This is a genomic window from Streptomyces sp. NPDC034111 (assembly GCF_055575375.1).
The window spans coordinates 375,617-388,608 of sequence record NZ_JBVIST010000007.1 but is presented as its reverse complement, the minus strand read 5'-3'; the positions used below and the strand labels follow the sequence as shown (position 1 = coordinate 388,608).

Below are 12,992 nucleotides of genomic sequence, written 5' to 3'. Positions count from 1 at the left end.
GCCCGCATGGCCCTGCGCGGCGACGGCCGCCACCACGTCTCCCTCGACAAGGTCATCAAGACCATGAAGGACACCGGCGCCGACATGAGCGTCAAGTACAAGGAGACGGCGCGGGGCGGGCTGGCCGTCAACATCATCGAGTGCTGAGGAAACTGGCCCTGACCAGCGCGTTCGTGCCTTTCGGCGCTGTCAGGGCCTTCCCCGCTTACCCAGCGGAAAGTCCCTGGAACCTCCCTGGGACAGTGACGACCAGGTAGGCGATGCCTGCACGGAGGACCGGCCGCGAAGCGCGAAGCACACATACGCGCGGCAGCTGTCGCTCGGCCCGGCCGCGGACCCCTCCGTTTCGCCGGGCTACAGCGCGTCGACCGCGCCGACCTTCCAACCGTCGGCAGTCCGTTGCAGGGTCATCCGCACCCGGTTGAGGTCGAGGCGCGGGCCCGAGACCTGGGTGCTGTTGGTGACCTGGTTCATGAAGAGCAGGACGACGACCTTGTCCGGCGACGCGGACACCACCGACGCCGCCGGGTCGCCGGACGCCGGTTTCGCCACCGTGGCCTTGACCACCCCGTGGTAGCGCTTCGCGGTGGGCGCGACCACCGTCGTCGTGGTCTTGCGGTACTTGTCCCCGAAGTCGCCCGTGATGTGGCTGCGCGCCGCGGCGAAGTCCTTGTCGAGGTGCCGGTAGTCGTAGGACAGAATCGCCGGGGCCGCCTTTTGCGCGGCGGCGAGCGCCTCCGTACGGGCCTCGCTGGTGCGCTCCGCGTCCCGGTAGTCGAGCCCGAGCACCGTCGTGGCGGCGAGACCCGCCACGACGAGGAGCGCGAGTCCGGCGCTGAGCAGGCCGGAGCCGAGCAGGCCGGACCGGCTGCGCTTCGGCTCCGCCGCCGCCTCCGGCTCGGACTTCGCCTTCGGCTTCGGCTCGGCGGCCGCCTTGTCGGCGGACGTGTCCGCCTTCAGCGCGTCGATCAGACCCCTGCGCCGCGGCTCCCCGGCGGGCTCCTCCGCCACTGAGCCGTGCGCCTTATCGGCTCGCTTCGCCGCGGCACGGGCAGCCGCGGCGAAGGAGGAACGGGACCGGGTCGTGCCGCTGCCGGCACTCCCTCGAACGGACAGCTTCGCCACGGTCTTTCTCCTTACCGGCCGGTCAGCCGACGAATTCGACGTTGGACGTCAGCCATCGCCCGCCCTCGTGCACGAGGTCGAGCTGTAGCCGGTAGTTGCGGGCCTGCCCCTTCGGGGCGGCGACGTTGGTGACCTTGCTGTCACCCACGACCAGGACCCGCGCGGACTTCTCGTCGGCCCGGATGATCCCCGCCTCCAGCACCTGCCCCTGCGAGACGGACTTGTTGGCGGCCACCAGCTTGGTGAGCTGCTTGTCCTGCTCGGCGAACTGCTTCTTGAAGTCACCGGTGGCGCCGTCCAGGACGTTCTTGCTGTCCCGGCCGTAGTGCCGGTAGTCGAGCGAGGTGAAGTTGAGCACGGACTGCCGGGCCGCAGCCAGCGCCTCCTGCTCCCGCTGGTCCACCTGGTGGTGCTGATACTTCTGCACGCCGAGGTAGCCGGAGAGGGCCACCAGCAGGACGGCTGCGACGGCCAGCCCCACCGGGAGCGCCCTGCCGCGGCGGGCCGAGCGCACCCCCTTGACGAGGAGGCGAAGCGGCGGCCCGCCGGCGCGGGCGGCCAGCAGCCGGACATTCATGACATTCACGCCATCGGTCCAACGAGCATCCATTGCCATGAGTCCTTTCCGAACACGTTCTGTTCTCCCCCGGTCGAGCCGATCTGGACAGCCCCTCCGCCCGGTCCCTGGATGAGGCCGGACGCGGGATCGTAGGGCGCGACATACGACGCCAGGTCGGCCTGGCTCCCGGAGCCGCCCGGCTGCGGGACGTTCTGCGCACCGCGCACTGAGGTCTTGCTGCCGCGGGGCTCCGTGCAGCGGACCGAGGTGTTCGCCTGTCGCTCGCTGGTGTCCTTGGGGGAGCGGCGCCGGGTGCTGTCGTACCCCTGCCGGCAGGACGGCGGCTCGTCGGAGTTGAGGACCATACCGAAGTGGCTGGTGCCGTCCCCCGGGAGCACCGTGAAGCTGCCGGCGACGACGGCCGGGAAGGTCACCAGGGTCTGCTCCATGCCCGGCAGCCGAGCCGCGCTGACCTGGCCTCCGCTGATGAGGTTCCCCAGCAGCACCGGCAGCGCCTTCTGGTTGGCCTTCAGCAGCGAGTCCATCTCATGCGCGGCCGACGTCTGGCCGTCCATCAGCCTGCGGACGTCGCCGTCGCTGTTCTTGATCTGCTCGGTGAGGTCCGCCAGATCGCGGGAGAAGGACTTGATGGACGAGCCCTTGTCGATCTGGGTCTGCAGCACGCCCTGGGAGTCCTCGATCAACTTGATCGTCTGGGGGAGCGAGTCGCTCGCCTCCTTCACGAGCGCGTTGCCCGAGTCGACCATCCGGGACAGGTGCGGCCCCGTGCCCGCGAACGCCTTGCCCAGCTCGTCGACCGTGATCTTCAGGTCCTTCTTGTCGACGGACGCGACGAACCGGTCGAGCCCCTTGATCAGCTGCGTCGTCTGCAGCGGGGTACGGGTGTCCTTCTGGGCGATCACGGAGCCATCGTGCAGATACGGGCCGCTCCTGGCGCGCGGCTGCAGATCGACGTACTGCTCGCCCACCGCCGAGCGGTTGGCCACCACGGCGAGGGTGTCGGAGGGGATGCGCGAGCCGTCCTCGATGTGCAGGTCCACCGATACACCGACGGAGCTTCCGGAGCCGCCGAGGCGCAGGTCGCCCACGCGGCCCACCGGGATCCCTCGGTAGGTCACCTCGGCGTCCGAGTAGATGCCTCCGGAGTCGGCGAAGTTCGCCCGCACGGTGTAGCCGTGGTCCAGGATCCGGTCGCCGAGGCCGGCGTACTCCGCGCCGACGTAGGACACGCCTACGGCGGTGATGGCGGAGAAGGCGATGAGCTGCGCCTTGACCATACGGGTGATCACGACAGCATCCCCTTCGTCATGAGCCTCGCGAGAGCCAGGTCGAAACCGCCGGGACGGACCGGTCCGCCGGCGCCGGAGTAGGCGCTGTACGAGGTCCGGATTCCGGTGCACAGCGGCAGGCACTGCACGTCGCCACCGCCCGTGTCCTGGCCCCCGTCACCGTCCGGCTTCGGGAGCGACGTCGGATTGAGGAGACCGGGGAACTCCGGCACGTCCGGTGGCTTCGGCGCCTCCGGTACCTCCGGCACGCCGGGCTTCCCGCCGTCGTCCTTCTTGCCCTCGCCCGGCTTCTTCGGCTCGTGGGTGACGTTTCCGTAGATGCTCTTCAGGTCGAGGTCGGCGGTGATGTGCAGGTTGGTGTAGTCGCCCTTGATGGCGTCCGGGGCGTTGCGCGGGAACGGATAGGTGGTCAGCAGCTCCAGCGCGTTCGGCAGGTCGTTGCCCGCCTGGTTGAGCTTGGTGAGGATCGGCTGCAGGTTCCGGAGGTTGGCGATGGCATCGTCCTTGGACGCATTGATCACCTTCGTCGAGACCTTGCCGAGACTGGAGAGGGAACGCAGCATCCGCGTCAGGTTCCGGCGCTGGTCGGCCAGCACCTTGAGCGCGGGCGGGATGGCGTCGACGGCCTCGCCGATCGCGGTCTTCTCCTTCCGGAGCCGCTTGGAGAGCCGGTCGATGCCCTTCAGCGCGCGGACGATTTCGGAGCGCTGCCGGTCGAGCCCGCCGACGAACGTGTCCAGCTCCGTGAGCAGGTTCTTGATCCGCTCCTCTCGGCCTCCCACCGCGCTGTTCAGCTCTTTGGTGATCGTGTGAAGGTGGGCCACGCCGCCGCCGTTGAGCAACGCGGAGAGGGCGGAGAGCACCTCCTCGATCTCCGGTGTACGGCTGCTGCGCGACATCAGGATGCGCGAGCCGTCCTTGAGCTTCCCGACCGGCCGGACGCCCGCCGGCTTGGCCAGCGACACGTACTTCTCGCCGAGCACACTGGTCATCCGCATTTCGGCGACCGCGTTCTCCGGCAGCTTCACATGGTCCGCGAGGCGCAGGCGGACGTTGGCGTGCCAGCCGTTGAGCTCCACCTTCTCGACGGCGCCCACGGTGACGTTGTTGACCTTCACCGCCGACTGCGGCACCAGGTCGAGAACGTCCCGGAACTCGACGGTGACGTGGTACGCGTCGTCGTCCGCGGCGGCGCCGCCCGGCAGCTGGACGTCGTACAGGCCGTTGAACTCGCAGCCGGACAGCAGCACCGACCCGGCGGCCACCCACAGGGCGGCCGTGCGCCGGGCGTTCCGCGCAAAGCCGGTCTTGTGCCGCCGTGCGGGGCGGGCGGCCGCGTTCGGGGCGGTCATGCGCCGGCCCCCAGAATCCCGCCGAGCGTCTTGTCCGTTGTGGCGGTCCCCGCGGAGGCCTGCTGGGGCGCTCCGGTCAGGGGGTCGCCCTTCGGCAGCTCGGGGAGCGAGTCGAAGAGCTTCCGCAGCTCCCCGCAGTCGGACCTGTCCCCCGTTGTCTTGAGGATCGAGCACAGCGCGCTGCCCGGGTCATGCGATTGCTCGCTGTTGTTGCGGGTGTCCAGCGTGCCGGACGCCGGGTTGTACGCGTTGTTGAGGTTGCCGAGACCGGCGGGTGCGACGTCCATCAGCTCCTCCAGCGCGGCGCGCTGCTTGACCAGCACACGCGTCACCTCGCTGAGACCCTTCACATTGGAGGTCAGCGACTTCTTGTTGCCCTTGACGAATCCGGCCACGTCCTTGAGGGCGAACGACAGTTGCCTGAGCGCCTCCCCGAGTTCCTTGCGCTCACCGGAGAGTTGGCCCGCCACGCCGGCCAGGCTGTCGTTGAAGGTCCGGACACTCTTGTCGTCCGCCGCCATCGCGGACGTGAACACCTGAAGGTTCCGGACCGTCCCGAACATGTTCTTGCGGCTGTCCGAAAGGGTGGAGACGGCCAGCGAGAGGTTCTTCACCGTCTGGTGCATCTTCCCGCCCTGCCCCTTCAGGTTGTCCGCGCTGACCCCGAGCAGCCGGTTCAGCGCGCCGTCCTTGTTGGCGCCGCGCGGGCCGAGCGCCTCGGCCGTGGTGTGCAGGCTGTCGTTGATCCGGTCCAGCTCGACCGGGACGGCCGTGCGGTTCTCCGGGATGACGTCGCCGCTCCTCATCTCCGGGCCGCCGCGGTACACCGGCAGCAGCTGGACGTAACGGTCGCTGACCACGGAGGAGTTGATGATGGCGGCCTTGGCGTCCGTGGGCACCTTCTTGTCCGCCTCGTACTCCAGCTCCACCCGCACCCGGGAACCCTGCGGCGTGATCTTCTTGACCTCGCCGATCCGGATGCCCAGCACGCGGACGTCGGAGCCGGGGTAGATGCCGACGGTACGCGGGAAGTACGCGGTGACCTGCACGTTGTCCTTCTGCGGCCACAGCGCGATGGTGAGTCCCGTGACGAGCGCCAGCGCGACGGCGATCGCGATACGGCGCTGCAGTTTGCTCTGAAGCTTGCGCCACGTTCCCGTTCTGTTCCTCCAGGAGGCGGCCCTCATTGCGACCCTCCCGGGGATGTCTGCGCGGATCCGCCGCTGCGGGGCGAGGCGGGTTGAGCCGCGACCATGTTCTGGATGTAGGTGTCGAACCAGCGGCCGTTGCCGAGGGTGTTGGTGAAGGCCCGGGCGAACGGCGCCATCAGCTTGACGCTGCGGTTCAGGCTCTTCTCGTTGCGCTGAAGCATCTGGACGACCGTGTTCAGCCGGGCCAGCGCCGGGCCGATCTGCTTCCGGTTGTCCTCGACGAGCCCCGAGAGCTGCACCCCGAGCGTCGTGGCGTTGACGAGCAGGGTGTGGATGACCTGGCGCCGCTTGCTGATCTCCTCGAACAGCGCGTTGCCGTCCTTCATCATGGAGATGAGCTCGTCCGAGCGGTCGGAGAGCACCCCGGTGACGCCGTTGGCGCGCTTGAGCAGATCGCCCAGCGCCTTGTCGCGCGAGGCCACGGTCTTGGACAGCCGGGACAGACCGTTGAGCGACGCCTTGACCTCGGGCGGCGAGTCCTTGAACGTCGCCGAGATCGTGTCCATCGCCTTGGCCACCTGCTTGGTGTCGACCTTCTCGCTGGTCGTGGTGAGGTCGCTGAACGCCTGCACCACGTCGTACGCCGAGACGGTCCGGTGGATCGGGATCTCGCTGCCGGCCTCCAACTGCCCGGCCCCCTTGGGCTCCAGGGCCAGGTACTTGGCGCCGAGGATCGTCTTGACCCGGATGGCGGCGCCGGTCCGGGTCCCGAACTGCGGCTCGCCCTTGACCCGGAAGGTGACCTTGACGTGGTCACCGTCCAGCTCGACGTCGTCGACCTTGCCGACCTTGACCCCGGCGATCCGGACCTCGTCACCGCCCTTCAGCCCGCCCGCCTCGGAGAAGGCGGCGCTGTACTGATCGCCGCTGCCGATCAGCGGAAGGCTGTCCACATTGAACGCCGCGGCGATCAGCAGCGCGATGGTGGTGAGGCCGGCCGCCCCGATCATTACGGGGTTGCGTTCGCGGAAGGGGATCATCGACCACACCTCGCCTGGTCGACGTGGAGCCGCGGCGTGATGGTCTGCGCGGTGTTCGGCAGCACGACACGGCCGTCGAAGTCGCACAGGTAGAAGTTGAACCAGGAGCCGTACGAGCCGGTGGCGGTCAGCTTGTTGAGCTTGCGCGGGAGCCGCTTCAGGACGCCCTCCACGGTCTTCTCGTTCTTGTTGAGCGTTCCGGTGAGCCGGGACAGCTGGGCGATGTCGGACTTCAGCGCCGGACGTCCGTCCTCGAGCAGGCCCGAGGTGGCGTCGGCCAGCTCGCTGATGCCTCCCAGCGAGTCGCCGATCGCCTTGCGGTCGGCGGACAGCCCGGACATCACCCGCCGCAGCTGCTTGAGGAGGCCGGAGAAGCGCGCACTGCGCCGGTCCAGCGTGCCGAGCACGTCGTTGAGGTTGTCGATCACCGAGCCGATCAGCTCGTCGCGGTCCGCGAGGGTCGTGGTGAGCGACGCGGTGTGCGCGAGCAGGCTGTTGATCGTGCCGCCTTCACCCTGGAGGGTCTTGATGATCTCCGTGGCCAGCTGGTTGGTGTCCTTCGGACTCAGCGCGGCGAACAGCGGCTTGAAGCCGTTGAGCAGCGCGTTGAGGTCGAGAGCGGGCTGGGTCCTGGAGAGCGGGATGGTGGCTCCGGGCCGCAGCCGCTCGCTGCTCTTCCCCGCGCCCTCGGTCAGCGTGATGTACCGCTGTCCGACGAGATTGCGGTAGCGGATGACAGCGCCCGAGGAGGCGAGCAGCGGCCGGTCGCTGGAGGCGGTGAACTCGACCTCGGCCAGCGTACGGTCCTTGATCCGGATGTCCTGGACCTCGCCGACCCTGACCCCGGCCACCCGGATGTCGTCACCCTTCTCCAGGCCTGTGACGTCGCTGAACACCGCCTGGTAGGTGTCCTCGTCCGTGAACCGGATGTTGACGATGGTGGCCGCGAGCAGGGCTGTCGCCAGGGTGGTCACCGCGGCGAAAAGCACGAACTTGATCAGCGGTGCGGCCGTTTCCCGTGCCTTCATGCGACGCTCACCGCCGTTCCGCGAGCCATCGGGCCGAAGAGCAGGGTCGCCACGCCGGGCACCTCATTGGCGGGCACGCCCATGACCGGGGCCACGAGCGAACCGACGACCTGCTGCTCCGCGGCCGTACCGGTGATGCCGCCGAGCGGGCCGGGCGTGGAGTGGGAAGCGGAGCCGGAGCCCTTGGTGCCGTCGTTCAACGCGGCCCCTGGAAACGGCTTGGGCGGACCGGGCAGGCCCCGGCAGCTCGGTCCTGAGCGATCGGCGTATCGCGGCTCCTCGCCGGGGCGGTAGGGCGAGCGGGGCAGGGCGGCCTCCAGAGTGATGTGCATCTTTCCGCCCTCGAAGATCTGCTCGGACAGCGGCTCCGACTTCACCAGGCCGCGCAGCAGACAGGGGTATTCGGGCGAGTAGCGGGCGAGCAGCGCCAGGGTGGGCCGGGAGACCCGGGCCAGGCCGATGAGCCGCTCGGAGTTGTCGTCGATCACGTTCTCCGCGGTGCCCGCGAAGGTGGTGGTCCCGGTCAGGGCAGAGGCGAACGCCTGTTTCTTCTCCACCAGCGTCTTGCTGCTGGTGATCGTGTTGCGCAGGGTCCTCAACAGGTCGGGGGCGGCGTCCCCGTAGATCTCGGCCACGTCCGCGAGCTTCGAGATGTTCGCCTGCATGGCAGGCATGTGCGGGTTGAGTTCGTGGAAATAGCGCTCCACCCGGACGAGGTTGGTGCCGATCTCGTCGCCACGCCCTTCGAGCGCGTCGGCGAACGCGGACAGCGTGGCGTTCAGCTTGCCCGGCTGGACCGCGCGCAGCAGCGGCAGCAGGTCGTCCATCAGCTTCTGGAGTTCGATGCCGGCCTTGGTGCGGTCCTGGGTGATGACGTCTCCGGCCTGGATGGGCGGCTGCGGGGCGTGGTCGGGGACGACCAGGTCGACGTACTTCTCGCCGAACAGCGTCTTGGGCAGCAGCCGGGCCTGGACGTCGGCCGGGATGTGGGACACGTGCTCGGGCTTGAGCGCGAGGTCGAGCGTCGCCTTCTCACCGTCGGCCCGTACGTCCCGGACCTCTCCGACGAGCAGGCCGCGCAGCTTCACGTCGGCGCCCGGATCGAGCTGGTTGCCGGTCGTGCTCGCCTGCAGGGTGATCGGGACGGACGGGGTGAACGCCTTCTGGTAGATGGCGACCGCCAGCGTCAGCAGCAACCCGAGGACGACGAGGAAGACGATGCCGTAGAGGCGCAGCTTGGCGGCGGGCGTCCGGGCCTTCGCCGGGGACGGCGCCGGCGCCGGCGTCTGCATCCGTGTCGGTGTCAGTATCGGCATCTGTCCACTACCCCGCGATCCGCACAGTCGTGGTGGCTCCCCAGATCGCCAGGCTGAGGAAGAAGTCCATGATGTTGACGGCGACGATGGAGGTGCGCACCGCCCGGCCCACCGCGACGCCGACGCCCGCCGGGCCGCCCTTCGCGTAGTAGCCGTAGTAGCAGTGGACGAGAATGATCACGACGGCGAAGACGATCACCTTGCCGAAGGACCACAACACGTCGATGGGCGGCAGGTACTGCTGGAAGTAGTGGTCGTACGTGCCTGCCGACTGCCCGTAGTAACCGGTGGTGATCGTGCGGGCGGCGAAGTACGAGGAGAGCAGCCCGATCACGTACAGCGGGATCACCGCGGCGAAACCGGCGATCATCCTCGTGGTGACCAGAAAGGGCAGCGAGGGGACGCCCATCACCTCCAGCGCGTCGACCTCTTCGCTGATCCGCATCGCGCCGAGCTGGGCGGTGAATCCGGCGCCGACCGTCGCGGAGAGGGCGAGCCCCGAGATCAGCGGCGCGATCTCCCGGGTGTTGAAGTAGGCGGAGATGAACGCCACGAAGTTCGACGTGCCGAGCTGGTTGAGCGCGGTGTACCCCTGGAGGCCGACCTCGGTTCCGGTGAAGAAGGTGAGGAACGCGATGACCCCGACGGTGCCTCCGATGACCGCCAGCGCCCCGCGGCCGAAGCTCACCTCGGCCAGCAGGCGCAGGACTTCCTTCTTGTAGCGGCGCAGCGTGCGGGCGGTCCAGCCGAGCGAGCGGCCATAGAAGGTCAGCTGGCCGCCGAGCTCCTCAAGGGAGCGGAGGGGGCCTGAGAGGAATCGTTCCGACAGCGCCATCGACTAACCCCTCTGCGGAACGATTTGGAAGTAGATCGCTGTCATCACGAAGTTGACGACGAACAGCAACATGAAGGTGATGACGACCGACTGGTTCACCGCGTCGCCGACGCCTTTGGGTCCGCCCTTGGCCGTCAGGCCCTTGTACGAGGCGACGAGCGCGGCGATGGCGCCGAAGAGCAGCGCCTTCAGCTCGGCCCAGTACAGGTCGGGCAACTGCGCCAGGGTGGTGAAGGAGGCCAGATAGGCGCCTGGGGTCCCGTTCTGGAGGACCACGTTGAAGAAGTAGCCACCGGCCACGCCGACCACCGAGACCAGTCCGTTGAGCAGCACCGCGACGGCCATCGAGGCCACCACCCGCGGGACGACCAGTCGGTGGATCGGGTCGATCCCGAGCACCTCCATGGCGTCGATCTCCTCGCGGATCTTGCGCGCCCCGAGGTCCGCGCAGATCGCGGAGCCGCCGGCGCCCGCGATGAGCAGCGCGGTCACGATCGGCGACGCCTCGCGCAGCACTGCGAGGACCGAGGCGGCGCCGGAGAACGACTGCGCCCCCAGCTGCTGGGTCAGACTGCCGATCTGGAGCGCGATCACGGCTCCGAACGGGATGGAGACCAGCGCGGTGGGCAGAATCGTGACGCTCGCGATGAACCAGGACTGCTGGATGAACTCGCGTATCTGGAGCGGACGTCGCGGAAGGGTCCGCAGGACGTCCATGAACAGCGCGAACAGACTGCCGGAATGTTTCAGCGCGTTGGTGGGCGACAGGCTCATATGCCGGTCACCCCCCGACCGTCCACGCCGACCGCACCCTCCGCGGCGACGCGCAGGTCACGCAGCCGCTGCATCTTCTCCTCGTGCTCGGCGATCTCCTCCCAGCGGGGCGGGCGGACGATGCCCTCGCTGGGCAGCAGGCGGGGGGTGACGCCCGCGCCGGACGCGCCCTTGCCGCCCTTGGGGCCGCGGTGGTTGCCGGCATCGAGCTCGGCCAGCTCCTGTTCGACCTGGGCGGCGTCCTTCTCCTCGGCCATCCCGATGGGGCCCTGCATGCGCCCGTTGAGGAACTGGCCGACCACCGGCTCGTCACTGGACAGCAGCTCTTCCCTGGGCCCGAACATCACCAGCTCGCGCCGGAACAGCAGCCCGATGTTGTCCGGCACCAGGCGGGCCGAGGCGATGTCGTGCGTGACGATCAGGAACGTCGCGTCGATCTGCGCGTTCAGATCGACGATCAGCTGGTTCAGATAGGCCACGCGCACCGGGTCGAGGCCGGAGTCGGGCTCGTCGAACAGGATGATCTCCGGATCGAGCACCAGGGCCCGCGCAAGACCGGCCCGCTTGCGCATACCCCCGGATATCTCACCGGGCAGCTTCGCCTCGGCTCCGAGCAGACCGACCATGTCCATCTTCTCGAGCACGATCTGCCGGATCTCGCGCTCGGACTTGCGGGTGTGCTCGCGCAGCGGGAAGGCGATGTTGTCGTAGAGATCCATCGAGCCGAACAGCGCGCCGTCCTGGAAGAGGACGCCGAACAGCTTCCGCACCTCGTAGAGGTCGTGCTCGCGGAGCCGGGTGACGTCCTTCCCGTCGATCCATATGGAGCCTCTGTCGGGCTTGAGCAGGCCGACGAGCGTTTTGAGGAAGACGGACTTACCCGTGCCGGACGGGCCGAGCAGGACGGAGATCTCCCCTGCGGGCAGCGTGAGGGACACGTCCTGCCAGATGACCTGGTGTCCGAAGGATTTCGTCAACCCTTCCACACAGATCTCGACACCCATTCGGTCCGCCCTTCAGCCCCGGGAGCAGCTCTGTCATCTGCTCTACGGGGGCGGGCGGCCCGTCCGTCGCGAGGAATCCGAATTTTTTACGGGCTCGCAATCGCGCTCTGATCAGGGCTGAACGTGGGTGTGCAAGGAGCCCGTGGGCAGCGAGTCGGCGGGCGGCTCGGTGGCGCTGCCGCCCAGGCCGGCCGACGGGTCGACGCCCGAGGGGGAGCTCGAAGCGGAGGGGCCGGACGGCCCGGAAAGTCCGGACAGATCCGACAAGTTCGAGATCTGCGACCGAGCCGAGTCGGAGGTGGGAGCCGACGGAACGTCACCGACCGACGGGGTGCCGGGAACATCCGGGATGTCGGGATGCGACGACACGGACGGGACCGAGGGGACGGTCGGAACCGACGGTATGTGCAGAGCGGGCGGGGCGGCGGGCACGGAGGGAACCGTCAGCGCCGGGAGCGTCACCACCTCGGGCAGCATCGCCTGCACTCCCGAGGTCAGATCGATGCCGAGCTCCCCACCCGCACGGCCGGGCGTGGAGGTGGCACCCCAGGGCGACGCCGGCGCATCGCTGTCGTACGAGGCCGTGGGCCACTCCGCCGTCTCCTTCGGGGAGGCCGTCCCGGGGCGGGCTTCGTCCGGCGCGTACGGGTAGTGGGGCGCGGCGAATCCCAGCACGGCCAGCGTCGCCGCCGTGGACACCAGGGTCGCGACCTGCGCGCCTCCGCCGGCCGCTCGGTGCCGTCCCTGACCGCCCAGCCACAGGGCGGCCCCGAGCGTCGCGGCGAGCGAGTTGCGCAGCGTCCGCCGTGCCCTCGCCAGCAGCGACTCGACCGTGCGGTAGCTCAGCCCCATCTTCCGGGCGACCTGACCGACGTCCAGGTCCTCCGACTTCAGCCAGAGCGCCTCGGCCTGCCGCGCGGGCAGCTCACCGCTCCGGCTCGCCAGCCACTTGGCCTCCGCGCGGTCGCACACCTCTTCCTCGACGGGCGGGGGCGGGGGGACGGCGAACGTCGACCGACTGCCCACCTGTGCCTCGCGGTTGACCTGCCGGTACCGGTCGGCGCACAGCCGCATCGTCACGGTCGTCAGCCACGCCCCGAGCCGCTCCTCGTCGACATGGGGGTTCTCCACCGCGCGCAACATGGCCTCGTGCACCGCGTCCTCGGCGTCCTCAAGGCTCATGGACCTCCGGCGAGCCACCTTCAGCAACTGCTCGCGATGGCTCCACATCCGCTGCCAGCGCTCCTCGGAGCCGCCGTACGACCCACGGGAATGCGCGGGATGATTGTTCGCCGCCATCAGGTCCCCTCGCACTGTCGAGATCGATACCCGCGGCCCCGGAAGCGCCGCCTCCTCTTAGGAGGGCGGTGACATTACCGCCGGGTACCCCCTGGTGGGGAGGGGCAGGACGGACTCAATCCGGGACCGGGGCGGATACGACTGCGGGAACTCCGGGACGATGCGCGACGATCAGCTTGCGACGCATCATGATCCGGCG

At 68.9% G+C, this 12,992-nt stretch carries 13 protein-coding genes; 1 reads left to right on the top strand and 12 read right to left on the bottom strand.

Annotation, left to right across the window (positions count from 1 at the left end):
- A partial coding sequence (locus tag ACZ55A_RS19975; RefSeq protein WP_468841591.1) for an L-serine ammonia-lyase, iron-sulfur-dependent, subunit alpha occupies window positions 1–147 on the top strand: 147 nt, incomplete at its 5' end.
- A 207-nt stretch (window positions 148–354) separates the two neighbouring features.
- Here ACZ55A_RS19975 and ACZ55A_RS19970 read toward each other — a convergent pair.
- The 12 genes from ACZ55A_RS19970 to ACZ55A_RS19915 form a co-directional block, all read right to left on the bottom strand.
- Complete coding sequence (locus ACZ55A_RS19970) at window positions 355–1,125, bottom strand: hypothetical protein (RefSeq protein WP_468841547.1); 771 nt, start codon at window positions 1,123–1,125, stop codon at window positions 355–357.
- 22 nt (window positions 1,126–1,147) lie between these two features.
- Window positions 1,148–1,735, bottom strand: a complete 588-nt coding sequence (locus tag ACZ55A_RS19965; RefSeq protein ID WP_468841545.1) for a hypothetical protein — start codon at window positions 1,733–1,735, stop codon at window positions 1,148–1,150.
- Window positions 1,708–2,994, bottom strand: a complete 1,287-nt coding sequence (locus tag ACZ55A_RS19960) for an MCE family protein (RefSeq protein ID WP_468841543.1) — start codon at window positions 2,992–2,994, stop codon at window positions 1,708–1,710. The genes ACZ55A_RS19965 and ACZ55A_RS19960 overlap by 28 nt, the downstream gene beginning before the upstream one ends.
- The gene (locus ACZ55A_RS19955; protein ID WP_468841541.1) at window positions 2,991–4,346 is read right to left on the bottom strand and encodes an MCE family protein; all 1,356 of its coding nucleotides are present in this window, start codon (window positions 4,344–4,346) and stop codon (window positions 2,991–2,993) included. The genes ACZ55A_RS19960 and ACZ55A_RS19955 overlap by 4 nt, the downstream gene beginning before the upstream one ends.
- Window positions 4,343–5,533 carry an MCE family protein gene (locus ACZ55A_RS19950; protein ID WP_468841539.1) on the bottom strand — a complete coding sequence of 397 codons (1,191 nt, stop codon included), beginning with the start codon at window positions 5,531–5,533 and terminating at the stop codon, window positions 4,343–4,345. Before ACZ55A_RS19950 ends, ACZ55A_RS19955 begins: the two co-directional genes overlap by 4 nt.
- Window positions 5,530–6,537, bottom strand: a complete 1,008-nt coding sequence (locus ACZ55A_RS19945; protein WP_468841537.1) for an MCE family protein — start codon at window positions 6,535–6,537, stop codon at window positions 5,530–5,532. The genes ACZ55A_RS19950 and ACZ55A_RS19945 overlap by 4 nt, the downstream gene beginning before the upstream one ends.
- Complete coding sequence (locus tag ACZ55A_RS19940) at window positions 6,534–7,565, bottom strand: MCE family protein (protein ID WP_468841535.1); 1,032 nt, start codon at window positions 7,563–7,565, stop codon at window positions 6,534–6,536. The genes ACZ55A_RS19945 and ACZ55A_RS19940 overlap by 4 nt, the downstream gene beginning before the upstream one ends.
- Complete coding sequence (locus ACZ55A_RS19935) at window positions 7,562–8,857, bottom strand: MCE family protein (protein WP_468841589.1); 1,296 nt, start codon at window positions 8,855–8,857, stop codon at window positions 7,562–7,564. The genes ACZ55A_RS19940 and ACZ55A_RS19935 overlap by 4 nt, the downstream gene beginning before the upstream one ends.
- Window positions 8,858–8,888: 31 nt before the next feature.
- Window positions 8,889–9,716 carry an MlaE family ABC transporter permease gene (locus ACZ55A_RS19930; protein WP_468841533.1) on the bottom strand — a complete coding sequence of 276 codons (828 nt, stop codon included), beginning with the start codon at window positions 9,714–9,716 and terminating at the stop codon, window positions 8,889–8,891.
- A gap of 3 nt (window positions 9,717–9,719) precedes the next feature.
- A complete protein-coding gene (locus ACZ55A_RS19925) occupies window positions 9,720–10,490 on the bottom strand; it encodes an MlaE family ABC transporter permease (protein WP_468841531.1) in 771 nt (256 codons plus the stop codon).
- Window positions 10,487–11,494 carry an ABC transporter ATP-binding protein gene (locus ACZ55A_RS19920; RefSeq protein WP_468841529.1) on the bottom strand — a complete coding sequence of 336 codons (1,008 nt, stop codon included), beginning with the start codon at window positions 11,492–11,494 and terminating at the stop codon, window positions 10,487–10,489. Before ACZ55A_RS19920 ends, ACZ55A_RS19925 begins: the two co-directional genes overlap by 4 nt.
- Window positions 11,495–11,605: 111 nt before the next feature.
- Window positions 11,606–12,793 (bottom strand): RNA polymerase sigma factor, encoded by a 1,188-nt coding sequence (locus ACZ55A_RS19915; RefSeq protein ID WP_468841527.1) that lies wholly within the window; start codon window positions 12,791–12,793, stop codon window positions 11,606–11,608.
- Window positions 12,794–12,992: the final 199 nt, after the last annotated feature.

Excerpts from the sequence above, each read along its gene's own strand:
- ACZ55A_RS19940 (WP_468841535.1), bottom strand. The coding sequence starts at position 7,565 with ATGAAGGCACGGGAAACGGCCGCACCGCTGATCAAGTTCGTGCTTTTC.
- ACZ55A_RS19935 (WP_468841589.1), bottom strand. The coding sequence starts at position 8,857 with ATGCAGACGCCGGCGCCGGCGCCGTCCCCGGCGAAGGCCCGGACGCCC.
- ACZ55A_RS19920 (WP_468841529.1), bottom strand. The coding sequence starts at position 11,494 with ATGGGTGTCGAGATCTGTGTGGAAGGGTTGACGAAATCCTTCGGACAC.
- ACZ55A_RS19955 (WP_468841541.1), bottom strand. The coding sequence starts at position 4,346 with ATGACCGCCCCGAACGCGGCCGCCCGCCCCGCACGGCGGCACAAGACC.
- ACZ55A_RS19915 (WP_468841527.1), bottom strand. The coding sequence starts at position 12,793 with ATGGCGGCGAACAATCATCCCGCGCATTCCCGTGGGTCGTACGGCGGC.
- ACZ55A_RS19965 (WP_468841545.1), bottom strand. The coding sequence starts at position 1,735 with ATGGATGCTCGTTGGACCGATGGCGTGAATGTCATGAATGTCCGGCTG.
- ACZ55A_RS19945 (WP_468841537.1), bottom strand. The coding sequence starts at position 6,537 with ATGATCCCCTTCCGCGAACGCAACCCCGTAATGATCGGGGCGGCCGGC.
- ACZ55A_RS19925 (WP_468841531.1), bottom strand. The coding sequence starts at position 10,490 with ATGAGCCTGTCGCCCACCAACGCGCTGAAACATTCCGGCAGTCTGTTC.
- ACZ55A_RS19930 (WP_468841533.1), bottom strand. The coding sequence starts at position 9,716 with ATGGCGCTGTCGGAACGATTCCTCTCAGGCCCCCTCCGCTCCCTTGAG.
- ACZ55A_RS19950 (WP_468841539.1), bottom strand. The coding sequence starts at position 5,533 with ATGAGGGCCGCCTCCTGGAGGAACAGAACGGGAACGTGGCGCAAGCTT.